The sequence below is a fragment of the Bradyrhizobium sp. BR 1433 genome (assembly GCF_051547665.1).
GTDB lineage: Bacteria > Pseudomonadota > Alphaproteobacteria > Rhizobiales > Xanthobacteraceae > Bradyrhizobium > Bradyrhizobium australafricanum.
The window spans coordinates 5,888,802-5,911,009 of the sequence record NZ_JBPUGG010000001.1; the positions used below are offsets into that span (position 1 = coordinate 5,888,802).

The window sequence follows — 22,208 nt, forward strand, 5'->3', positions numbered from 1 at the left end:
GGGCTGTGGAATGATCGCTTGCCGTAGCGAAGCGACGAGCTGGCGCAGCAGACGCCACGTCACTGGGTGGGTCAGGCGGCGTCGGCCAAGCGGGGAGAGTCTTCGAGTTCGTCGACGAGCGGCTCGAGCAATAGAATGATCAGCAGATGAGCGAGGATATGGGGTCTGGCGGACCGCTCGTCGGTTCCGGGAGGTCCCTTCAGGCCAATCAGGCTTTTCAGCCGCTTGAAGCCGAGCTCAATGCGCCATCGCAGCCGATAGAGGGCGAGGATATCTGCAGTCGTGAAGTCCTCTGGCCTGAGTGAGGTCACCAGGATCACCCAATCTGCGGCGTCAAGTGTTTGCCTGGAGAGCTGATGACCTCCCTTTTGTGCGGTCCGGCGCGCCTTGCGTCGCGCAGCCGCAGCAGCTTGCACCGGCTTCTTCGCGGCAACCAGACGCACTGCGAGCGGCGGCGCACCTGACTTGCGCTTTATCCAAATCGGCCGATCGATCAGGCCACGCGCCGAGGCGTTGCGCAGTTCGGCAGTGAGGTCAACAAGATTACCTTCGGCATCGAGCCAGCGCGCGCTCTTCCAGCCGGCCCGGATCACGAAGTCCGCATCGGCATCGACGAGATGCGCCATGCGCTCCGGTTGCAGATAGGCGCGATCGGCAAGACGGATCTCACCGGCAACCGCCGGTATCCGATCCAGCGTCTCGCCCGCTCGCTGATCGGTCAGTTCGAAGTGACCAAAGCGCTCCTGCGGAAGATCGAACGCGCTATGGATACGCCACACTGCGTTCTTGTTCCTGCCGCTCGTCCCAGCCTTGGGGACCGTCGTGGCGTCAACAATACGGATCAGACGACCGCAGCTCGCCTTCGGCGCCGCGGCGGCAAGCGCCTGCTCGACCAAGATTGCCAGCCAATCTCCGCACTGACGTAAGCGATACAACAGAGCCACGTTGGAGATATCGACAAGCCCAACCGACGTGGCCCATGCCGCCGTCAACCGCAGCCCTTTCTCACCAAGGCAATAAGCCAAGATCAGGCGCAGCAAGTTCGACCGCATTGCTGATCTCCCGCGGACGGACAAACGCCTTCGTCTTGCGCGCGCTAATGTTCAGAGCATCGGCTCCGCCAAGTTGGGCGACAACGCGCGCCCAATCTTTGTTCACAAGCGATTCGTGTGCCATTCCATCTTGGAATCACAAGCGAATCCAAGGCGCAAATCCTATTTTAGCGCCTATGGGCGCAGGCCGGGACCCATTACCACGAATGAAAGTTGTTACACTTCGCTGGGGCCGCTATCGCTCCCACAACCCAAGCCGGTGGTTATGGGTCCCGGCTTTCGCCGGGACGACCCCGTAGAGAGGCTGCGCTCGCCCGGTCAATCCTGCGTCTCGCTGAAAGTCGCGCGGAACGGATGGCCGGGATAGACGCCGACGATGCGGAATTCGCGCGAGAAGAATTTCAATTCCTCGATCGCAAACGCGAGGCCGCGCTCATCGGGGTGACCGTCGACATCGGCATAGAATTGCGTGGCGAAGAAATTGCCGTCGACCATGTAGCTTTCGAGCTTGGTCATGTTGACGCCGTTGGTGGCAAAGCCGCCCAGCGCCTTGTACAGCGCGGCGGGCAAATTGCGCACCCGGAACACGAAAGTCGTGACCAGCGGCCCCGAACCCTGCGTGGCCCATTTGGCCTCGCGCGCCAGCACCACGAAGCGGGTGGTGTTGTGGGCCTCGTCCTCGATGTCCTCGGCGAGAATGTCGAGACCGTAGATGTCGGCGGCGAGGCGGGAGGCGATCGCCGCCACGCTCTTGTCGCCGCGCTCGGAGATGTCGCGGGCGCTGCCGGCGGTGTCGGCGGCGACGATCGGCTTGATGCCGAGCTTGCGGATGACGCGGCGGCACTGGCCGAGCGCGTGGACATGGCTCTCCACGCTCTTGATGTCGGCGAGCTTGGTGCCCTTGATCGCCATCAGCTGGTGGCGGATCGGCAAGAACCATTCGCCGACGATGAACAGGCCCGAAGCGGGCAAGAGATGGTGGATGTCGGCGACGCGGCCGGCGACCGAATTCTCGATCGGGATCATGCCGAGATCGGCCTCGCCCGAGGAAATCGCGGCCAGCGCGTCCTCGAAGGTCGCGCAGGGCATCGGCTCGGCGTCGGGATAGGCCTCGACGATCGCGATATGCGAATTGGCGCCAGGCTCGCCCTGGAATGCGATTTTCAGCTTCTTGGTCATGGGTGGCCTTTTACCAGCCGGTCAGGCTTTGGAAAGTATTCTGCGGGCGGTTTCGAGATCGGCCGGGGTGTCGACGCCGCGCGGGACGGTATCGACGATGGTGACGTCGATCCGCATCCCGGCCTCCAGCGCGCGGAGCTGCTCGAGCTTTTCCTGCTGTTCCAGCGGCGAGGGCGGCAGCGCCACGAACCGCTCCAGCGCGGCGCGGCGATAGGCGTAGAGGCCGATATGATGGTAGCGCGGCCCGTCGCCATAAGGCGCGGTGGCGCGGGTGAAATACAGCGCGCGCAACCGGTTCGGCCCGATCGGCGAGCCGACTGCCTTGACGACGCTGGGGGCCTGATCCTCCTCCTCGGTATGGATGCGCGAGGCCAAGGTCGAGATGTCGACTGCGGGATCGTCGAGCGCCAGCATCACGCTGCGGATGGTCTCGGGGCTGATGGTCGGGAAATCGCCCTGCAGATTGACCACGATCTCGGCATGGCCCGCCGGGTCGAGGGTCGTCATCGCTTCATAAATCCGGTCCGAGCCGGACGGATGGTCGGGACGGGTCATTACGACCTCGCCGCCGGCAGCCTTCACCGCTGCGGCGATCTCGGCCGTGTCGGTCGCAACCGCAACCCGGCCGATGCCCGCCGCCTCGGCCCGCCGCAGCACATGGACGATCATCGGCACGCCGGCGATCTCGAGCAGCGGCTTTCCCGGAAGGCGGGTGGCGGCCATGCGGGCCGGAATCAGCACCAAGGTACGGGGTTGGGTCATTCGTGTCGGAGCCCGTCCGGCCTGCGGAAATTGCCGGGGAGGAGGTTGAATTCGGCGCGTTTATACGGGTTGCCAGAGCGCGGGCAAACCGATATCTCAACCCTGCTTGGGGCGGTGCGATAAGGCCAATTCCCAGGTCTTTCCCCGCGGCCGTATTCCCGGCCTGAAGTCGACATTCAAGGCCCGGAGCCTGACCCAAAATCGGACTCCTTCGAACTCAACAAAATCCTCGGTGCGGTTCTCGGCACCTGCATCGTCGTCCTGGTGATGAGCTTTGCCGCCAGCGCGAAATTCGCGCCGAAGCTGCCGGAGAAGCCGGGTTTTGAGATCGCTGTGAAGGAAGAGTCCCATGGCGGTGGCGGCGAGGCCGCTGCGGCCGCATCCGAGCCGATCGAGAAGCTGCTGCAGACCGCGTCCGTCGAGAAGGGCGCGGCGGCCGCCAAGAAGTGCCAGGCCTGCCACACCTTCGAGAAGGGCGGTCCCAACCGCGTCGGTCCGAACCTGTTCGGCGTCGTCGGCGAGAAGAAGGGCGAGGGCCGTGGCTTTAATTTCTCGGCCGCGATGAAGGGCAAGGGCGGCGAATGGTCGTTCGACGACCTCAACAAGTTCCTGACCAACCCGAAGGGCTTCATCCCCGGCACCGCGATGGGCTTTGCCGGCGTGCCGAAGGACAGCGAGCGCGCCGACATTATCGCCTATCTGAATTCGAACTCGGAGCATCCGGCTCCGCTCCCGACCGCCTCGAAGTAACGATTTGCTTCGCGCAAGCATGCGGATGAAACGGCCAGGCAATGCCTGGCCGTTTTCGCATGGGGAATCCGCTGTCGCGGGGTTGTTATCGGGACGTTTCGCCGCACCGATATTGTTCCCGGGCCAATATCATGAGGAAAAAGCAACGTAATTTGTCGAACCGTTGCCTTATATTGGGTCCCATGTAAGCGGGGCCGCAAGCAGGAAGACCGAATTTGGCGATCACCCGACGACACCTCCTTCAAGGCAGCGCACTGGCGGCAATGGCTCCGGCGCTCGGACTCACCCCCGGCCTGTCGGCGATCGCGCCGGCCTTCGCCGACGATGCCCCCAACGGGCTGAAATGGCGGCACGGCCTCTCGACCTACGGCGAAATCAAATATCCCGCCGACTTCAAGCGCTACGACTACGTCAAGCCGGACGCGCCGAAGGGCGGTGTGGTGCGGCTGTTCCAGCCCGGCACCTATGACAGCTTCAACCTGGTCGTTGCGGGGTTGAAGGGCACGGTCGCCTCTTCCGTCACCCGCATCTACGATTCGCTGATGGAGGCCTCGCTCGACGAGCCCGATACGTATTACGGCGAGCTCGCCGAGGCGGCAGCCTTCCCCGACGATTTCTCCTACGTGATCTACCGCCTGCGGCCTGGCTCACGCTGGCACGACGGCAAGCCGGTCACGCCGGAGGACGTGATCTTCTCGTTCGAGGCGTGGAAGGCGAACAGCCCGATGTTCAGCGCCTACTACCGGCACATCGAAAAGGCCGAGAAGGTCGGCGATCGCGACATCAAGTTCACCTTCGACAGCCCGGGCAACCGCGAGCTGCCGATGATCACCGGTCAGCTCGTCATCCTGCCCAAGCATTGGTGGGAAGGCACCGACGCGCAGGGCAAGAAGCGTGACATCACCGCGAGCACGCTGGAGCCGCCGCTTGGCTCGGGTCCCTACCGGATCAAGGAGTTCGTTGCCGGACGATCGGTGGTGCTCGAGCGCGTCAAGGACTACTGGGGCAAGGATATTCCGATCGCGATCGGACAGAACAATTTCGACGAGCTGCGCTACGAATATTTCCGCGACGACACCGTCGCGCGCGAGGCGCTGAAGGCCGACCAGTTCGATTGGTACGGCGAGCGCAGCGCGAAGGAGTGGGCGTCGGCCTACGACGTTCCGCCGGTGCGTGAGAAGCGGCTGCTCAAGGAGCTCTTCACCGTCCGCAATCAAGGCCGGATGCAGGGCTGGGTGTTCAACCTGAGGCGCCCGAAATTCGCCGACCCCAGACTGCGCCGCGCCTTCAACTATGCTTTCGATTTCGAAGAGATGAACCGCGTGCTTTCGACCGGCGACTATCATCGCGATTCAAGCTATTTCGACGGCATCCCCGATTTGATGGCGACCGGCCTGCCGGAGGGCAAGGAGCTCGAGATCCTGGAGACGCTACGCGACAAGGTGCCGCCGGAAGTCTTCACGACGCCCTACAAGGATCCGGTCGGAGGCACGCCGGAAAACGTGCGCGCCAATCTGCGCGAGGCGACGCGGCTGTTGAAGGAAGCCGGCTTCGAGATCCGCGACCGCAAACTGGTGGATTCCTCAGGCCAGCCGTTCACGGTCGAGATCCTCGGCAACAGTGGCGATTCCGGCATGGAGCGGATCGCACTGTTCTACAAGCCGAGCCTGGAGCGCCTCGGCATCACCGTTAATCTGCGCGCCGTCGACACGGTGCAGTACCAGAACCGGGTGCGCGATTTCGATTTCGAGATGGTCACCCAGGTGTGGGGACAATCGATCTCTCCCGGCAACGAGCAACGCGACAATTTCGGCTCACAGGCGGCCGACCGGCCCGGCTCGAACAATCTTCCCGGCATCAAGAATCCGGCGGTCGATGCCATCATCGAACGCATCATCTTCGCCACCAGCCGCGTCGATCAGGTCGCCGCCGCGAAGGCGCTGGATCGGGTTTTGCTCTGGAACTTCTATCTTGTTCCACACTTCAATTACGACAAGCAGCGCTATGTCTATTGGGATCGCTTCAGCCATCCCGACCCGCTGCCGAAATACGCTGTTTCGGGATTCCCAAATCTTTGGTGGTACGACGCCGACAAGGCGGCCAAGCTCAAGCGTTCATAAAGCTCAAGGATCCGCGCATGGCGCTATTCTCCCGTCGGCACGCACTCGGTCTCGGCATCGGCGCGTTGAGTGCTGCAGGCTTGCGTGCTGCACCGGCGGTGGCCGACAACGGAACCGAGATGCACGGCATGTCGGTGTTCGGCGACCTGAAATATCCGGCGGATTTCAAGATCTTCGACTACGTCAATCCGAAAGCGCCGAAGGGCGGGGCGTTCTCAATGATCCCCTCGACCCGTGCCTACAACCAGTCTTTCTTTACGTTCAGTTCGTTCAACGCCTTCATCCTCAAGGGTGAAGGCGCGAAGGGCATGGAGATGACCTTCGATTCGTTGATGGCGCGTGCGGGCGATGAGCCTGACGCGATGTACGGCCTGGCCGCAAGATCGGTCTCGATTTCTCCCGACAAGCTCACCTACCGCTTCACGATGCGGCCCGAGGCTCGCTTTCACGACGGCTCGAAACTGACTGCGCAAGATGTCGCCTTCTCGCTCAACACGCTGAAGGAGAAGGGGCATCCGTTGATCGTAGTGCAACTGCGCGACTTCGTGAAGGCCGAGGCGCCCGACGACGGCACCGTGATCGTGACCTTCGCGCCAAATCGCGCGCGCGACGTGCCACTTTATGTTGCAGGCCTGCCGATCTTCTCGAAGGCCTATTACGCGAATTGGCAGTTCGATGAGTCCACGCTCGAAGTTCCGCTTGGCTCCGGGCCGTACATGGTCGGCAAGTTCGAGGTCAATCGTTACGTCGAGTATAACCGCCTCAAGGATTGGTGGGCAGCCGACTTGCCGGTCAATCGCGGCAGTTACAATTTCGACACCGTGCGCTACGAGTTCTACCGTGATCGCGATGTCGCGTTCGAAGGCTTCACGGGCAAAAATTATCTGTTTCGCGAGGAATTCACGTCCCGGGTCTGGGCGACGCGGTACGATTTCCCGGCTATCAAGGACGGAAGGGTCAAGCGCGAGACATTGCCGGACGAAACACCGTCCGGCGGGCAGGGTTGGTTCATTAATACCCGTCTCGACAAGTTCAAAGACCCACGCGTCCGCGAAGCGTTGATCTATGCCTTCGATTTCGAATGGACCAACAAGACCATCATGTACGACGCTTACGCGCGCAGCGTCTCGCCTTTCCAGAATTCGGACATGGTGGCTAGTGGACTACCTTCGCCCGAGGAATTGAAACTGCTCGAACCATTCCGCGGCCAAGTGCCGGACGAGGTGTTCGGCGAGCCCTTTGTGCCGCCGGTGTCGGATGGATCGGGACAGGACCGCGCACTGCTGCGAAAGGCGACGCAGTTGCTCAACGAGGCAGGATGCGTCGTTAAGGATGGCAAGCGGCGATTGCCTAACGGCGACCCGCTTATGATCGAGTTCCTGCTCGATGAGCCGACCTTCCAGCCGCATCACGCCAGCTTCATCAAGAATCTCAAGCCGCTTGGCATCGATGCCAACATCAGGCAGATCGACGCCGTGCAGTATCGCGCGCGTGTCGAGGCTTTCGATTTTGAGGTGACGACCCAGCGTATCTCCATGTCGGCGACGCCGGGTGACAGCCTGCGGCCTTACTTCTCGTCCCACGCTGCGACCACCAAGGGCTCCTATAATCTGGCGGGTGTTGCCAACCTGGCGATCGACGCATTGATCGAAAAAGCTATTGCTGCCGAGACGCGGGCGGACTTGACCTTTGCCTGCCGCGCGCTCGATCGCGTCTTCCGTGCCGGCCGCTATTGGGTGCCGCAATGGTATTCCAACAAGCATCGCGTCGCCTATTGGGACCAGTTCGGGCATCCAGAGAAGCCGGCGAAATATGCGGGTGTCGGTGCGCCCGAGAACTGGTGGTATGATGCGGCCAAGGCCGCGAAGCTCGAGCAGGCGAAGTAGCCGATGAGCGCCTATATCGCCCGACGTATCTTCCTGATGCTGCCGACGCTGCTTGGCATCCTGTTCGTCTCCTTCGTGGTCGTGCAGTTTGCTCCCGGCGGTCCGGTCGAGCGTGTCATCGCGCAGATCAACGGCGCCGACACCGGCGGCACGTCGCGCGTGTCGGGAGGCGGCGGCGATTTCGGCGCGCAGCGCGGCCAGGGCGCGGGCGCAGGCACGGCCATCAACTCGAAATACCGCGGCGCGCAGGGCCTTGATCCCGATTTCATCAAGAAGCTCGAGGTGCAGTTCGGCTTCGACAAGCCGGCGCCGGAGCGGTTCGCGCTGATGGTGTGGAATTTCGCGCGGTTCGATTTCGGCAACAGCTATTTCCGCAGTGTCAGCGTGCTGCAGCTGATCAAGGAGAAGCTGCCGGTCTCGATGTCGCTCGGCATCTGGATGACGCTCTTGACCTATCTGATCTCGATCCCGCTCGGCATCCGCAAGGCGGTGCAGGACGGCTCGCGGTTCGACACCTGGACCTCGGCCGTGATCATCATCGGCTTTGCGATCCCGGGCTTCCTGTTCGCGATCCTCCTGATCGTGCTGTTTGCCGGCGGCTCATTCCTCAATATCTTTCCGCTGCGCGGCCTGACCTCGGACGGCTGGGCGCAATTCCCCTGGTACTGGAAGATCATCGATTATTTCTGGCACCTGACGCTGCCGCTGATATCGATGGCGCTCGGTGCCTTCGCCACCATGACCCTGCTGACCAAGAACTCGTTCCTCGACGAGATCCGCAAGCAATATGTGATGACCGCGCGCGCCAAGGGTTGCAGCGAGCGCCAGGTGCTGTACGGCCACATCTTCCGCAACGCCATGCTGATCGTGATCGCCGGATTTCCGGGCGCGTTCATCCACGCGTTCTTCTCCGGTTCGCTGCTGATCGAAACCATCTTCTCGCTCGACGGGCTCGGCCTGCTTGGCTTCGAGAGCGTGTTGAATCGCGACTATCCGGTGGTGTTCGGCACGCTGTTCATCTTCTCGCTGGTCGGATTGGTGGTCAATCTGCTCTCCGACCTTGCCTATATGTGGATCGATCCCAGGATCGACTTCGAAGCGCGGGAGGTCTGATGACGATGCTCGCGCCCCAGCCGGTCGAGACCACGACGCAATCGCCGCTCGGCGAAGCGGTGCCCGCCACGCACCACGCCTTTTCGCCGTCGCCGCTGAACAAGCGACGCTGGCAGAACTTCAAGGCCAATCGTCGCGGCTACTGGTCGTTCTGGATCTTCCTCGTGCTGTTCGTGGCGTCGCTGTTCGCCAATTTCATCGCCAACGACAAGCCGCTGGTCGTCAAATATGACGGCCGTCTCTACTGGCCGGTGATCTTCACCTATGCTGAGACCACCTTCGGCGGCGACTTCGAGACCGCGGCCGATTATCGCGATCCCTGATTTGCAGAAGCAGATCGCCGCCAAGGGCGGCAGCATGATCTGGCCGCCGATCCGTTACTCCTACGATAGCCGCAACCTCGACCCGCCGACGGCGGTGCCGTCGAAGCCGACCTGGCTCTTGACCGAAGAGCAGTGCAAGGACGTGGTCAAGCGGAAGGGCCTGACCGGCTGCCGCGACCTCGAATACAACTGGCTCGGCACCGACGATCAGGGCCGGGACGTGGTTGCGCGGCTGATCTACGGCTTCCGCATCTCGGTGCTGTTCGGCCTGACGCTGACCATCCTGTCCTCGATCATCGGCATCGCCGCGGGCGGCGTGCAGGGCTATTTCGGCGGCTGGACCGATCTCATCTTCCAGCGGCTGATCGAGATCTGGACCGCGATCCCCTCGCTCTATCTGCTGTTGATCATCTCGGCGGTGCTGCCGCCGGGCTTCTTCATCCTGCTCGGCATCCTCCTGCTATTCTCGTGGGTCTCGCTGGTCGGGCTGGTGCGCGCCGAATTCCTGCGCGGCCGCAATTTCGAATACATCCAGGCGGCGCGCGCGCTCGGCGTCTCCAACGGCGTGATCATGTTCCGCCATCTGCTGCCGAACGCGATGGTCGCGACCATGACCTTCCTGCCCTTCATCGTCTCGTCCTCGGTGATGACGCTGACGGCGCTGGATTTCCTCGGCTTCGGCCTGCCGCCCGGCTCGCCCTCGCTCGGCGAGTTGCTGTCGCAGGGCAAGGCCAACGTGCAGGCGCCGTGGCTCGGCCTCACCGGCTTCTTCTCGGTCGCGATCATGCTGTCGCTGCTGATCTTCATCGGCGAAGCCGCGCGCGACGCCTTCGATCCACGCAAGACGTTCTCGAAGGGCTGAGGCATGGACGCGATCAACCAGCCTTTGCTCGATGTCCGCGATCTCTCGGTCGCCTTCGGCCGCGCGCTTGCGGTCGACGGCATCTCGTTCTCGATCAAGCGCGGCGAATGCGTCGCACTGGTCGGTGAATCCGGTTCGGGAAAATCCGTCAGCGCGCTGTCGGTGCTGAAGCTGCTGCCCTATCCGACGGCATCGCATCCGTCAGGCGCGATCCGTTTCCGTGGCCGCGACCTCCTGACCGCGTCCGACCAGGAGATGCGCAAGGTCCGCGGCAACGACATTTCGATCATCTTCCAGGAGCCGATGACCTCGCTCAATCCGCTCCATACCATCGAGACCCAGATCGGCGAGATCCTGTCGCTGCACAGGGGCATCGGGGGCCAGGCGGCGCAGGCGCGAACGCTGGAATTGCTGGGCCAGGTCGGCATCCCCGAGCCGGAGACCCGGCTCAAGAGCTATCCGCATCAATTGTCCGGCGGCCAGCGCCAGCGCGTGATGATCGCGATGGCGCTCGCCAACGAGCCCGATCTGTTGATCGCGGACGAGCCGACCACCGCGCTCGACGTCACCGTGCAGGCGCAGATCCTGGCGCTGCTGGCCGAGATCCGCGCGCGGCTCGGCATGAGCCTGTTGTTCATCACTCACGATCTCGGCATCGTCCGCCGCATCGCCGACACCGTCTGCGTGATGAACAACGGCAAGATCGTCGAGCAGGGGCCGGTCGAGCAGGTCTTCACCGCGCCAAAGCACGCCTATACAAAGGCGCTGCTCGCGGCCGAGCCGAAGCCCGATCCGGCGCCGCCGCAGCCGGGCGCAGAGGTCGTGATATCGGCGGACAATCTCAAGGTCTGGTTTCCGATCAAGCGCGGGCTGTTGCGCTCGACCGTCGGCCACATCAAGGCGGTCGATGGCGTCAGCCTCGCGGTGCGCAAGGGCGAGACGCTCGGCGTGGTCGGCGAATCCGGCTCCGGCAAGACCACGCTCGGGCTCGCGCTGCTCCGGCTGATTTCGTCCGACGGGCCGATCGTGTTCCTCGGCAACGACATCCAGGGCCTGCGCTTCAAGCAGATGCGGCCGTTCCGCCGCGACATGCAGATCGTGTTCCAGGACCCGTTCGGCTCGCTCAGCCCGCGCATGTCGGTGGCCGACATCATTGCCGAGGGCATCGAGGTGCACCAGAAGCAGCTGTCGCGCGAGGAGCGCGAGGCGCGGGTGATCAAGGCAATGAAGGATGTCGGGCTCGATCCCGACTGGCGCTTCCGCTATCCGCACGAATTCTCCGGCGGCCAGCGCCAGCGCATCTCGATCGCGCGCGCGGTCGTGCTGGAGCCGAATTTTGTCGTGCTGGACGAGCCGACCAGCGCGCTCGACATGCTGCTGCAGGCCCAGATGGTCGACCTGTTGCGCGACCTGCAGCGCAAGCGCGACCTCACCTACATGTTCATCTCGCACGATCTGCGCGTGGTCGCCTCGCTGGCGAGCCATTTGATCGTGATGAAATCCGGCAAGGTGGAGGAGGAGGGGCCGGCCTCCGAGCTGTTCGAGAATCCGAAGAGCGACTACACCCGCGCGCTGTTCGCCGCCGCGTTCCGCATCGAAGCGGCGGGCGACGGGGCAGTGGCGACGTAGCTATCCTCGTCGTTCCACGTCATCCCCGCGCAACGGCTTTGCCGTTGTCGCTGGAGGTGCGAGCCTTGCGGCGCAATTGCGCCGCTGGGCGAGCCTCGAAGGGTGGCGTGGCCGGACTGGGGCCGTCCATCCTTCGAGACGCGCTTCGCGCTCCTCAGGACGACGGGAATGTATGTTGCTCAAAGCCGCTTGATCGCCAGGACTTCGCTGCCGGCGGTCTTGATCCGCGCGATCGCAGCCTGCGTGTTCTCCACCACCGTTGCCATGTGATGCGCGTTGGCGTGCACGATCGTGGTCGCGTCGCGCACGATGGCGACATGGCCCTTCCAGAACATCAGGTCGCCGCGCTGCAGCTGCTTGGATTCCGCGACCGTCAATTCGCGGCCGAGGCCTTCCTGCTGCATGTCGCTGTCGCGCGGGCAGCCGGTGCCGGCGGCGGTCAGCGCGATCTGCACCAGGCCAGAGCAATCGATCCCGAGGCTCGATTTGCCGCCCCACAGATAGGGTGAGCCGACGAATTGCTCGGCGATCGCAACGAAATCACCTGCCATCGTGTCGAGCGGCGCGAGATGCTGGCGTGGCAGATGCCAGCCCTCGCGGGTCACCGCGAACGCACCGTCCTCGCGGACGATGGCGAGCTTTGTCCCCATCGCCAGTGCCTCGACCGGCGGCAGCTTGATCGACGGGCCCGGAAACGCCAGCGTGCGCAGCGCCGTGACCTTGTGCGTCGGGGCGGCGCCGGGCTTGGCCAGCGCGGCCTCGGGAATCCAGCCGACATAGCCGTCATCGGCGAGCTGGCCCCAGGCCCAGCCTTCGCCGTTGCGATCGTACACCGTGACGCGCTCGCCCCGGAGCGCCTGCGTCATCTGTTCGGCATCGCTCGCCGGCGCCTGGCGTAGCGGCGCGATGGCGTCGCCGACCTCGAGCACTTCGCCTTCGACGAAGCGCAAGGCCTTGACCTTGCCCTCGAGATATTTCGCCGCGAGGTCGTCGCGGGCCGGCGTCAGTCTGACATCATGCATAGCGCTGGCTCAGTAATTTGTAGATCGCGCGCGCCGCCTGACACTCGCCGCCTTCAGGACGGCCGGGCTTTGCCGATGGCGTCCAGCCGTAGATGTCGACGTGCAGCCAGCTCCTCGCGTGCTCGACGAAGCGCTGCAGGAACAGCGCGCAGGTGATCGAGCCCGCGAAGCCGCCTGACGGTGCGTTGGTGATGTCGGCGGTCTTGGAGTCGAGCCAGGCGTCGTAGGCCGGCCACAGCGGCATCCGCCACAACGGGTCGTTCTCGCTCCTCGCACAGGATGCGACGTCGCCGGCAAGCGCCTCGTCATTGGTGTAGAACGGCGGCAGATCCGGGCCCAGCGCCACCCGCGCGGCGCCGGTCAGCGTGCCCAGATCGACCAAAAGATCGGGCGTCTCCTCGTCGGCGAGCGCCAGCGCGTCGGCGAGCACCAGCCGCCCTTCGGCGTCGGTGTTGCCGATCTCGACGGTGATGCCCTTGCGCGACTTGAAGATGTCGAGCGGGCGGAACGCGTTGCCGGCAACCGCGTTCTCGACCGCCGGGATCAGCACGCGCAGCCGCAGCTTGAGCTTCGCGTCCATCACCATCTGGGCCAGCGCCAGCACGTTGGCGGCGCCGCCCATGTCCTTCTTCATGATGAGCATGCCGCTCGAAGGCTTGAGATCGAGCCCGCCGGTGTCGAAGCAGACACCCTTGCCGACCAGCGTCACCTTCGGATGGGCGGGGTCGCCCCAGCTCAGCTCGATCAATCTTGGCGACCGCGTCGACGCCATGCCGACGGCGTGGATCAGCGGGAAGTTCTGGGCGAGCTCGTCGCCGTCGATGCAATTGAAGGCAGCGCCGAACCGCGTCGCGAGGTCGCGCGCCACCTCAGCGAGCTCGGCCGGTCCCATGTCGTTGGACGGCGTGTTGATGAGATCGCGCGCCAGCGCCGCGGCATCCGCCATCCGGGTGATCTCCGCCGTGTCGACGCCGTCGGGCGGCACCAGCCGGACTTCGGGAGCCTTGTTGGTGCGATACCGGCCGAAGCGATAGCAGCCGAGCGCGAAGGCGAGCGCGGCAAGTCTGGTGTCGTGCGGCGCATTGGCGAAGCGGTAGACGCCGGGCGGCAGCAGGCCGGGCAGGGCGCCGGGCCGGAACGGATCGCGCGCCTTGTGGTCGGCGTCCTCGAGACCGAACAGCACCTCCGCGATGCCGCCGTCTGCCGCCGGCAGGACGAGCAATTTTCCCGCCTTGGCCACGAAGCCATTGGCCGCCGCGAACTGGCGCGCCGGCGCCGGCAGCTCGCCCTGAATCGCATCCCATGTCGCCTTGGTGACGAAGGTGATCGGCGTGGCGGCGGTCGTGGCGGTCTCGAACACGGATGGCATGCGGCTCTCGGTTCTGGCGTCGTTGGTGGGCTACTACACGCCTTTCGCCACGGATGGTAGCGCGCCAACGGTTCACGCGCCGTGCAGGCCGGAACCGGAGCGTCGGCTGCCGGCGCCGCCAGTTAACCAGACGTTAGGGTTAACAGTCTATTGCTGGCACGCTCGGCTGGAACCGTTCGCCCGATTTCGTGAGTCACAGTGCCATGTGTCGACAGTCCAATCTGACCCGGCATCTTGCTTCCGCAGCCCTTCTGGCGGTCCTGGCCGCAGGGCTTGGCGGTTGCCAGACCATGTCCGACGTGGCGGGATCGATCACGTCGCGGTCCGATCCCACGCCCGACGATCCGCGCCGCGCCGTCGAGGTCTATGGCGAGCGCTATCGCAAAAATCCCAAGGATGTCGCCGCCGCGGTCGGCTACGGCCAGGCCCTGCGCATGACCGGGCAGCGCTCGCAGGCCTGCGCCGTGCTCGAGCAGGCCACGATCGCCAACCCCGGCAACAAGGCGCTGCTCGCCGCCTATGGCCGCGCGCTGGCCGACAACGGCAACTCGCAGGCTGCATTCGACGTGCTGAGTCGCGCGCACAGCCCGGACAATCCGGATTGGCGGATCCTGTCGGTGCAGGGCACCACGCTCGACAAGATGAATCGGCACGAGGAAGCGCGGCGCTATTACGCCAGTGCGCTCAGGCTGGCTCCGGACGAGCCGTCGGTGCTGTCCAATCTCGGCCTGTCCTACATGCTGACCAAGGATTTGCCGAAGGCGGAAGAGACCCTGCGCCAGGCCTATGCCAGCGCTCGCGCCGACACCCGGATCCGGCAGAACCTTGCGCTGGTCGTCGGCTTGCAGGGCCGCTTCGCGGAGGCGGAAACAATCGTCAAGGCCGACCTGCCGTCGGATGAGGCCGCGGCCAACGTCGCCTATCTCCGCGACATGCTCAACCGCAAGGACGGGCCGCGGACCGCGTCGCGCGCGGCGCCGGTCGTCGCCAAGGACGACTAAACCAAACGCGGCAGCTCCACCTCCCCTTGAAAAGGGAGGTCGCTTTGCTCGTGAGAGCAAAGCGGGTGGGGATCATCTCTCCACGAGGAGCGGTGTCTGCGGCTGCCCCCCAATCCCGGCCTTCCCCTGTCAGGGGGAAGGAGAGAGAGGCAGCCGGCGCAGGCGACGCAACTCAATGCATCGTGGCGATCTTGATGTAGGACGGCCCGAGGATCACGATGAACAGGCAAGGCAGGAAGAACAGGATCATCGGCACCGTCAGCTTCGGCGGCAGTGCTGCGGCCTTCTTCTCGGCCTCGTTCATCCGCATGTCGCGGTTTTCCTGCGCCATCACGCGCAAGCTCTGGCCGAGCGGCGTGCCGTAGCGTTCGGATTGCTGCAAGGCCATGCACACCGACTTCACGCCTTCGAGGCCGGTGCGGCGCGCCAGGTTCTCGTAGGCGGTCTTGCGATCCTGCAAATAGGACAGTTCCGCGGTCGTCAGCGCAAATTCCTCCGACAGCGCGACCGATTGCCCGGCGATCTCGTTGGCCACTTTCCGGAACGCGACCTCGACCGACATGCCCGACTCGATGCAGATCAGCAGCAGATCGAGCGAATCCGGGAAGGCGCGCTTGATCTGGAGCTGGCGCTTGGCGATCGCGTTCTTCAGGAACAGCATCGGCGCCTGCAGGCCGGCATAGGCCGCGCCGACGCAAATGCCGATCTTGAGCGTGAGCGACCAGTTCGCGCCGGCAATGAAGAACGTATAGATGATCGCGCCGAGCAGCATCACGATCGGCGTCACCGCGCGGGCGAACAGGAAGGTGACGTAGGGAGCGTGGCAGCGATAGCCCGCCATCACCAGCTTCTCGAGCGCCGCTTCCTGGGCCAGCCATTTGGTGAGGTTGAGATCGTCCACCACCCGGGAGACGACCTGCTTCGGCGTCTGCCGCAGCGCCACCTTCTCGGTCTTGGACAGACGTTCGCGCTCGCGCTGCCGCAGACGCTCGCGCTCGCTGGCGACCGCCTTCATGCGCTTGTTGAGATCGCCGCCGGCGAGCAGCGGCATCACCAGCGTGTAGACCGTCGCGCTCGCCGCGAAGAAGGCAAGCAGCATGGTCATGAACCTGACGTCGTGGAGCTTGGCGACCAGAAAATCAATCATGCTGCACCGTCAGAAATCGAAATTGATCATCTTCTTCATCACCAGCACGCCCATCGACATCCAGATCGCGCAGGCGACCAGCATGAGCTGGCCCATCGAATTCGTCCACAGCAGGGCGATGTAGTCCGGCGTCGTCAGGAACACGAGGATCATCACGATCGGCGGCAGTGAGCCGATGATGGCGGCGGAGGCCTTCGCTTCCATCGACATCGCCTGGATCTTCTCGGCCATCTTCTTGCGGTCGCGCAGCACCCTCGACAGGTTGCCGAGCGCTTCCGACAAATTGCCGCCGGACTTCTGCTGGATCGCGATCACGATGCCGAAGAAGTTGGCCTCCGGCAGCGGCATCCGCTCGTAGAGCCGGGAACAGGCTTCGCCGAGCGGCATGCCGATCGCCTGGGTCTCGATGATGGCGAGAAATTCGCTGCGCAGCGGCTCCGGCGCGTCATTGACGACCGCCTTGAGCGATTCGAACAGCGGCAGGCCGGCCTTGATGCCGCGCACGATGACGTCGACGGCGTCAGGCAGTGCCTTCAGGAACGCCTTTTCCCGCCGCTTCTTCAGGAAGCCGAGCAGCCAGCGCGGCGCGCCGAGACCCATGGCAAAGCCGATGCCTGCCGCGCCGAGCATGCCGCCGCCGGCCAGGAATGCCGCGCCGAACCCGAACAGGCCGAGAGCGCCGGAGATCATCCAGAACTTCTGCTCCGACCACCCCAGTCCGGCCTGCGAGATCCGTACGCCGAGCGGGACCCTCTTGTCCTTCTGTCGCCGCGCCTCGAGCTCCTTCAACGATCCTTCGACCTGCTCGCGGCGGGAGCGCTGCGTGCGGTCGGCGTTTCGTGTCGTCGTGGGTTCGCTGCGCGCCACCGACGCGCGCCGCGACTCGGCCTTCTTCTCCCCCGAAAGGTAGGGATACAGGAAGACCCAGGCGATGCCGCCCACCGTCGTGGCGGCGAGGAAGGCGAGAGCCAGAGTTTGCATCTGCATCCTGCGTTCCCCTAGACCGGCGCCGGCGCGTCGGAGGCATCCAGCGCCGCCGCAAGCCGCTTCTCTTCATTGTAGTAGCGCGCACGCTCCCAGAAGCGCGGCCGGCCGATGCCGGTCGAGCGGTGCTTGCCGATGATCTTGCCGTTGGCGTCTTCTCCGACCACGTCGTAGAGAAAGACATCCTGGGTGATGATGGTATCGCCTTCCATGCCCATCACCTCGGTGATGTGCGTGATGCGGCGCGAACCGTCGCGCAGGCGCGCGGCCTGCACGATGATGTCGACCGAGGCGCAGATCATCTCGCGAATGGTGCGAGACGGAAGCGCGAAGCCACCCATGGTGATCATGGATTCGCAGCGCGACAGTGCTTCGCGCGGATTGTTGGCGTGCAGCGTGCCCATCGAGCCGTCGTGGCCGGTGTTCATGGCCTGCAACAGGTCGAACGCTTCGGGTCCGCGGACTTCGCCGACGATGATGCGCTCCGGGCGCATACGCAGGCAGTTGCGGACCAGTTCGCGCATCGTCACCTGGCCCTCGCCCTCGATGTTCGGCGGCCGGGTTTCCAGCCGCACCACATGCGGCTGCTGCAGCTGAAGCTCGGCGGCGTCTTCGCAGGTGATGATGCGTTCGTCGTGCTCGATATAGTTGGTCAGGCAGTTCAGCAGCGTGGTCTTGCCCGAGCCGGTGCCGCCGGAAATGATCACATTGCAGCGGACGCGGCCAATGATCTGCAGGATAGTCGCCCCTTCCGGCGTGATCGCGCCGAACTTGACGAGCTGCTCCAGCGTCAGCTTGTCCTTCTTGAACTTGCGGATGGTGAGCGCGGGTCCGTCGATCGCCAGCGGCGGCACGATGGCGTTGACGCGCGAACCGTCGGCGAGGCGGGCGTCGCAGATCGGCGAGGATTCGTCGACGCGCCGGCCGACCTGGCTGACGATGCGCTGGCAGATGTTGAGCAGCTGCTGGTTGTCGCGAAAGCGGATGCCGGTGCGCTGGATCTTGCCGGCGACTTCGATGAACACGGTGCCTGCGCCGTTGACCATGATGTCGGCGATGTCGTCGCGCGACAGCAGCGGCTCCAGCGGGCCGTAGCCGAGCACGTCGTTGCAGATGTCGTCGAGCAGCTCTTCCTGCTCGGCGATCGACATCACGATATTCTTGATCGCGATGATCTCGTTGACGATGTCGCGGATTTCCTCGCGCGCCAATTCGCTGTCCAGCTTGGCGAGCTGGGCAAGGTCGATCGCCTCGATCAGGGCGCCGAAGATCGTCGCCTTGACCTGGTAGTAGTTGTCCGAGCGGCGGGCTTCGACGGCGGGGGCAGGCGGTGGCTTGCTGGGTGCCAGCGGCGGCGACGAGATCGCCGGTGCGACGGACTCGCGCGACATCGCCGGCGCGCCCGCAGGCTCCGGCGCCTGAAACGCGGGCTTGGGTGCCCGCACGTCCCCATCGTTTCCGCTACGCTTACCAAACACGACGTCTTGACTCCACGCGGACCACTATTTGGACCGCAGCTTTTCGAGCAGGGGCGACAGGAAGGACCCCCTTGGCTTCTTGGTCTCGCCGCGGCCTGTCAGCCGCTGCGCCATCTGCAGAAACATCTCGACCGCGCGGTGATTGGCGGAAATCTCGGCGATCATCTGGCCGTTGTTGGCCGCCGAACCGAAGATCTGCGGATCGAACGGGATGGCGGCAATCGGCTGGCTTTCGATCGCCTTGGCGAACTCGCCGGCCGCGATCTCGGGACGCTTCGGCACGCCGACCTGGTTCAGGCAGTACAGCGGCGCGCGGTCGTTGGGCCGCGAGGCCTTCAGCAGGTCGAACATGTTCTTGGCATTGCGCAGATTGGCGAGGTCGGGCGCCGCCACGATCAGGATGTCGTCGGCCGCGATCAACGCGCGCTTGGTCCAGCCGGACCATTGATGCGGCACGTCGAGCACGATGCAGGGCATCGTGGTCCGCAGCGTGTCGAAGATCGCGTCGAACGCCTCGGCGCCGAAATCGTAAACCTTGTCGAGCGTCGCCGGCGCCGCCAGCAGGCTCAGATGGTCGGTGCATTTCGACAGCAGGCGGTCGACGAAGGCGGTATCGACGCGGTCCGGCGAGAACACGGCGTCGGCGATGCCTTGCGCGGGATCCTGGTTGTAGTTGAGGCCGGCGGTGCCGAAGGCGAGGTCGAGGTCGGCGACCACGGAGTCGAGCGCCAGATCGCGGGCAATCGCCCAGGCGACATTGTGGGCGATGGTCGAGGCGCCGACACCGCCCTTGGCACCGACGACGGCGACGATGCGGCCGACCGCCTTGGCTTCCGGCGCCGAGAACAGGTTGCAGACCGCGCGCACCACGTCGATCGCATGGGCCGGCGCGATCACGTAATCGCTGACGCCGCGGCGCACCAGCTCGCGATACAGGGTGACGTCGTTGACGCGGCCGATCACGACCACACGGGTGCCGGCGTCGCACACTGTTGCGAGCTGATCGAGGCCGGCCAGGATGTCGCCGCGGCCCTCGGTCTCGAGGATGATGACGTTGGGCGTCGGCGCCGAGCGATAGGCCTCGATGGCGGCCGCCATGCCGCCCATCTGGATCTTGAGGTGAGCCTTGGCCAGCCGGCGATCCTCGCCCGCCGACTGCACGGCGGCAGCGGTCTCGACCGTTTCGCAGAACGCCTGGACCGAAACCCGTGGCGCCGGGGCAATATGGTCGTCCACGGCCTGCGGCGGGGCGTCCGTCTGCTCTTCGGAGTTTTGCTGCGCGTAGGTGATCATTTTCCTGTGTCGCTTAGCTTGGCCCTGTCGGACTCGGGATAACTCGTGGCGGTGGTGGTGCCCTTGCGATACTTGTCGAAGGCGATGTTGCGACGCGACGTATAGGCAGGGGTCTCCGCGCGCGGCTGCACGAGGTCGGTCGGGTCTTCGACCATGGCTGCGAGGTTGCGCTGATTGGCGCAGCCGAAATTGTAGTACTGCTTGTTCTCAATGTAGGACCCGTTGTGGATCGACGGGCCGAGATCTTCCGGCCAGAGGCCGCACGGCCCGGCGACCGCTTTCATCTTTGGATAGTTCACGCGGATCGCGGGCATCTGGCGCGGATCCTCGGGATGGTATTTTCGAACGAGGATCCCGCGCGGCGGCACGCCGGCGGCAGTGAACGTGGCCTGGATCTCGCGCAGCGATTCCTGGGCGGTCCGTGCGTTCGGCGTGTCGGCGGGAACGTCGATGGTGACGGCGCCGGTCCCCTCGCGCATCCAGTCCTGCGCCATCCCCATCACCTCGGCGCGCTGCTCCGCAGTCAGGCCGCCGCGGCTGCGGCCGACGAAGACCACGATCGAGCGATCAGCCTCGGTGACCGCGATCGGATGGCGCTGGCGATAGTCGGCCGGTGCGTTCACCATCGCGAAACTGTTGTCGGCGGCGTGCTGGCAGGCGCCGAGCGTCATCGCGAGGCTGACGAGCGCTCCGGCGAGAGCGATGCCGCGCTGGTAACCGGCGGATGTCCTGGATGTGGTCTGTGTCATCGTCCGCCTCAGTCCGTAATGAAGCCGTAAGTGCCGCGGTAATTCCGCGCCGGCTCGGTGCGGCCGGGCACGCCGTAGACGCGATTGATGCTGCCGAGCAGGTCGGCCTGCGGGTCGGACGCGTTGGCGAAGCCGTCATCCGGACGCGACAGGTCCTTCTGCGCCACCGCGCGAACGACATAGGGCGTCACCAGCACCATCATTTCGGTCTGGTTGTTGACGAAGTCCCGGCTGCGGAACAGCGTTCCGAGCACCGGCAGCGACGCCAGTCCGGGAAGGCCATTGATCGCCTGCTTGGTCTGGTCCTGGATCAGGCCGGCCATCGCCATCGAGCCGCCCGAGGGAATTTCCAGCGTGGTCTCGGCGCGCCGGGTCTTGATCGAGGGGATCGTCGTTCCGCCGGCGCCGCCGGTCAGCGAATTCTCGGTCGAGACTTCCGACACTTCCGTCATCACGCGCAGGCTGATCCGTCCCTCGGTCAGCACCACGGGCGTGAAGTTGAGCGAAATGCCGAACTTCTTGAAGCTGACGGTCTGAACGCAATTCCCGATCGCGCCTCCCGTCGTCGTCTGACAGGTCACGCCGGTCGGAATTGGAAACTCGCCGCCCGAGATGAAGGTTGCCGATTCGCCGGAGATCGCGGTCAGGTTCGGCTCGGCGAGTGTCCGCACCACGCCTGCGCTTTCCATGGCGCGGAGCGTCGCCGACACCGATGGGGCCGCGCCGAACGAAGTGGTGAGGGCGTTGCCGGGCACCAGCGGTGCGTTGTTCGCCGTGAACGGGTTGTTGTTGGTGAACTTCACCACGGTGGTGCCGTAATTGAGGTTCGCGGTGAGGTCGATGCCGAGCTGCTTGATCAGGCTGCGCGAGACTTCGGCGACCGTCACCTTCAGCATCACCTGGTCGCGGCCGCGAACCGTGATGGAGTTCACGACCTTGTCGGCGCTGCCGACCAGCCGCGTGGCGATCTCGCCGGCCTGCTGCGCTTCGATCGGGCTCGCCGCGCTGCCGGTCAGCATGACGCCTTCGCCGACACCCTCGATCTGGATATCGGCATTCGGCAGGGCTGCGCGCAGGGCCGCGCGCACGCCGTTGAGGTCGCGCTTGACCGCGATGTCATAGGCCGCGATCTGCTGGCCGGCGGCGTCGAAGAACACGATGTTGGTCTGGCCGACCGTCGCGCCGATGATGTAGGCGCGCTGCGCCGAGCGGACCACGGCATTGGCGATCTTGGGATCGGCGACCAGCACGTCCTTGATGTCCCTGGGCAGATCGATCACCACCGATTTGCCGACGCCGAGTGAGAGGAAGCGGGCGTTCATCTGGCCGTCGGCCGCGGCGGGAGCGGCGCGGTAGTCGCTCGCCACCACCGGCGTCAGTGCCGGGTTGAGCGTGAGCGCCGCGACGGCCGAGAACGACAATGCGCGGACCATGAAGGCCCGCATCGTCCGTTGAGTTGCCCCGCCCTTCATCACCTGTGTCCTCATGG

General features: G+C 64.7%; 17 protein-coding genes and 1 pseudogene. 7 read left to right on the forward strand and 11 right to left on the reverse strand.

Features of this window, described 5'->3' with window-relative positions; genetic code table 11:
- Positions 1–71: 71 nt before the first annotated feature.
- The 3 genes from ACSKB9_RS28340 to ACSKB9_RS28350 form a co-directional block, all read right to left on the reverse strand.
- A complete protein-coding gene (locus ACSKB9_RS28340) occupies positions 72–1,052 on the reverse strand; it encodes an IS4 family transposase (RefSeq protein ID WP_438072368.1) in 981 nt (326 codons plus the stop codon).
- 318 nt (positions 1,053–1,370) lie between these two features.
- Positions 1,371–2,231 carry a prephenate dehydratase gene (locus ACSKB9_RS28345; protein ID WP_438077254.1) on the reverse strand — a complete coding sequence of 287 codons (861 nt, stop codon included), beginning with the start codon at positions 2,229–2,231 and terminating at the stop codon, positions 1,371–1,373.
- Between the two features lie 21 nt (positions 2,232–2,252).
- On the reverse strand, positions 2,253–2,993 hold the full coding sequence (locus ACSKB9_RS28350; protein ID WP_438077256.1) for a 3-deoxy-manno-octulosonate cytidylyltransferase: 741 nt from the start codon (positions 2,991–2,993) through the stop codon (positions 2,253–2,255).
- A 174-nt stretch (positions 2,994–3,167) separates the two neighbouring features.
- Between ACSKB9_RS28350 and ACSKB9_RS28355 the strand changes: the two genes are divergently transcribed.
- The 6 genes and pseudogenes from ACSKB9_RS28355 (at position 3,168) to ACSKB9_RS28380 (ending at position 11,676) form a co-directional block, all read left to right on the forward strand.
- Positions 3,168–3,743, forward strand: coding sequence for a c-type cytochrome (locus ACSKB9_RS28355; protein WP_438080427.1), 576 nt, complete (start codon positions 3,168–3,170; stop codon positions 3,741–3,743).
- Between the two features lie 263 nt (positions 3,744–4,006).
- Positions 4,007–5,863: an extracellular solute-binding protein gene (locus tag ACSKB9_RS28360; RefSeq protein ID WP_438080429.1), complete on the forward strand. Its 1,857-nt coding sequence runs from the start codon at positions 4,007–4,009 to the stop codon at positions 5,861–5,863.
- A gap of 17 nt (positions 5,864–5,880) precedes the next feature.
- The gene (locus tag ACSKB9_RS28365) at positions 5,881–7,749 is read left to right on the forward strand and encodes an extracellular solute-binding protein (protein WP_438077258.1); all 1,869 of its coding nucleotides are present in this window, start codon (positions 5,881–5,883) and stop codon (positions 7,747–7,749) included.
- A gap of 3 nt (positions 7,750–7,752) precedes the next feature.
- A complete protein-coding gene (locus ACSKB9_RS28370; RefSeq protein ID WP_438077260.1) occupies positions 7,753–8,862 on the forward strand; it encodes a microcin C ABC transporter permease YejB in 1,110 nt (369 codons plus the stop codon).
- Positions 8,862–10,047 (forward strand): annotated as a pseudogene (locus ACSKB9_RS28375) (ABC transporter permease). Before ACSKB9_RS28370 ends, ACSKB9_RS28375 begins: the two are co-directional and overlap by 1 nt.
- A 3-nt stretch (positions 10,048–10,050) precedes the next feature.
- A complete protein-coding gene (locus ACSKB9_RS28380; RefSeq protein WP_438077262.1) occupies positions 10,051–11,676 on the forward strand; it encodes an ABC transporter ATP-binding protein in 1,626 nt (541 codons plus the stop codon).
- Positions 11,677–11,855: 179 nt separating this feature from the next.
- Here the strand turns inward: ACSKB9_RS28380 and ACSKB9_RS28385 are convergent, their stop codons facing one another.
- Complete coding sequence (locus tag ACSKB9_RS28385; protein WP_438077264.1) at positions 11,856–12,698, reverse strand: C40 family peptidase; 843 nt, start codon at positions 12,696–12,698, stop codon at positions 11,856–11,858.
- Positions 12,691–14,067, reverse strand: a complete 1,377-nt coding sequence (locus tag ACSKB9_RS28390; RefSeq protein WP_438077266.1) for a leucyl aminopeptidase family protein — start codon at positions 14,065–14,067, stop codon at positions 12,691–12,693. Before ACSKB9_RS28390 ends, ACSKB9_RS28385 begins: the two co-directional genes overlap by 8 nt.
- Positions 14,068–14,270: 203 nt before the next feature.
- Between ACSKB9_RS28390 and ACSKB9_RS28395 the strand changes: the two genes are divergently transcribed.
- Positions 14,271–15,068 (forward strand): tetratricopeptide repeat protein, encoded by a 798-nt coding sequence (locus ACSKB9_RS28395; RefSeq protein ID WP_310882018.1) that lies wholly within the window; start codon positions 14,271–14,273, stop codon positions 15,066–15,068.
- 172 nt (positions 15,069–15,240) lie between these two features.
- Here ACSKB9_RS28395 and ACSKB9_RS28400 read toward each other — a convergent pair whose 3' ends face one another.
- From ACSKB9_RS28400 to ACSKB9_RS28425, 6 genes are read right to left on the reverse strand one after another with little or no spacing between them, the layout of a single operon-like run.
- Complete coding sequence (locus ACSKB9_RS28400) at positions 15,241–16,215, reverse strand: type II secretion system F family protein (protein WP_438077268.1); 975 nt, start codon at positions 16,213–16,215, stop codon at positions 15,241–15,243.
- Between the two features lie 9 nt (positions 16,216–16,224).
- Positions 16,225–17,202 (reverse strand): type II secretion system F family protein, encoded by a 978-nt coding sequence (locus ACSKB9_RS28405; protein ID WP_092086635.1) that lies wholly within the window; start codon positions 17,200–17,202, stop codon positions 16,225–16,227.
- Positions 17,203–17,213: 11 nt separating this feature from the next.
- A complete protein-coding gene (locus ACSKB9_RS28410) occupies positions 17,214–18,677 on the reverse strand; it encodes a CpaF family protein (RefSeq protein ID WP_438077270.1) in 1,464 nt (487 codons plus the stop codon).
- Positions 18,678–18,701: 24 nt separating this feature from the next.
- A complete protein-coding gene (locus tag ACSKB9_RS28415; RefSeq protein ID WP_018269598.1) occupies positions 18,702–19,970 on the reverse strand; it encodes an AAA family ATPase in 1,269 nt (422 codons plus the stop codon).
- Complete coding sequence (locus ACSKB9_RS28420) at positions 19,967–20,719, reverse strand: CpaD family pilus assembly protein (RefSeq protein ID WP_168858012.1); 753 nt, start codon at positions 20,717–20,719, stop codon at positions 19,967–19,969. The genes ACSKB9_RS28415 and ACSKB9_RS28420 overlap by 4 nt, the downstream gene beginning before the upstream one ends.
- An 8-nt stretch (positions 20,720–20,727) precedes the next feature.
- Positions 20,728–22,206: a type II and III secretion system protein family protein gene (locus ACSKB9_RS28425; RefSeq protein ID WP_438080431.1), complete on the reverse strand. Its 1,479-nt coding sequence runs from the start codon at positions 22,204–22,206 to the stop codon at positions 20,728–20,730.
- Positions 22,207–22,208: the final 2 nt, after the last annotated feature.

What these genes read in the sequence shown, in the direction of transcription:
- ACSKB9_RS28340 (WP_438072368.1), bottom strand. Translation starts at nt 1,052, where the DNA reads ATGCGGTCGAACTTGCTGCGCCTGATCTTGGCTTATTGCCTTGGTGAG.
- ACSKB9_RS28345 (WP_438077254.1), bottom strand. Translation starts at nt 2,231, where the DNA reads ATGACCAAGAAGCTGAAAATCGCATTCCAGGGCGAGCCTGGCGCCAAT.
- ACSKB9_RS28350 (WP_438077256.1), bottom strand. Translation starts at nt 2,993, where the DNA reads ATGACCCAACCCCGTACCTTGGTGCTGATTCCGGCCCGCATGGCCGCC.
- ACSKB9_RS28360 (WP_438080429.1), top strand. Translation starts at nt 4,007, where the DNA reads ATGGCTCCGGCGCTCGGACTCACCCCCGGCCTGTCGGCGATCGCGCCG.
- ACSKB9_RS28365 (WP_438077258.1), top strand. Translation starts at nt 5,881, where the DNA reads ATGGCGCTATTCTCCCGTCGGCACGCACTCGGTCTCGGCATCGGCGCG.
- ACSKB9_RS28370 (WP_438077260.1), top strand. Translation starts at nt 7,753, where the DNA reads ATGAGCGCCTATATCGCCCGACGTATCTTCCTGATGCTGCCGACGCTG.
- ACSKB9_RS28380 (WP_438077262.1), top strand. Translation starts at nt 10,051, where the DNA reads ATGGACGCGATCAACCAGCCTTTGCTCGATGTCCGCGATCTCTCGGTC.
- ACSKB9_RS28385 (WP_438077264.1), bottom strand. Translation starts at nt 12,698, where the DNA reads ATGCATGATGTCAGACTGACGCCGGCCCGCGACGACCTCGCGGCGAAA.
- ACSKB9_RS28390 (WP_438077266.1), bottom strand. Translation starts at nt 14,067, where the DNA reads ATGCCATCCGTGTTCGAGACCGCCACGACCGCCGCCACGCCGATCACC.
- ACSKB9_RS28395 (WP_310882018.1), top strand. Translation starts at nt 14,271, where the DNA reads ATGTGTCGACAGTCCAATCTGACCCGGCATCTTGCTTCCGCAGCCCTT.
- ACSKB9_RS28400 (WP_438077268.1), bottom strand. Translation starts at nt 16,215, where the DNA reads ATGATTGATTTTCTGGTCGCCAAGCTCCACGACGTCAGGTTCATGACC.
- ACSKB9_RS28405 (WP_092086635.1), bottom strand. Translation starts at nt 17,202, where the DNA reads ATGCAGATGCAAACTCTGGCTCTCGCCTTCCTCGCCGCCACGACGGTG.
- ACSKB9_RS28415 (WP_018269598.1), bottom strand. Translation starts at nt 19,970, where the DNA reads ATGATCACCTACGCGCAGCAAAACTCCGAAGAGCAGACGGACGCCCCG.
- ACSKB9_RS28420 (WP_168858012.1), bottom strand. Translation starts at nt 20,719, where the DNA reads ATGACACAGACCACATCCAGGACATCCGCCGGTTACCAGCGCGGCATC.
- ACSKB9_RS28425 (WP_438080431.1), bottom strand. Translation starts at nt 22,206, where the DNA reads ATGAGGACACAGGTGATGAAGGGCGGGGCAACTCAACGGACGATGCGG.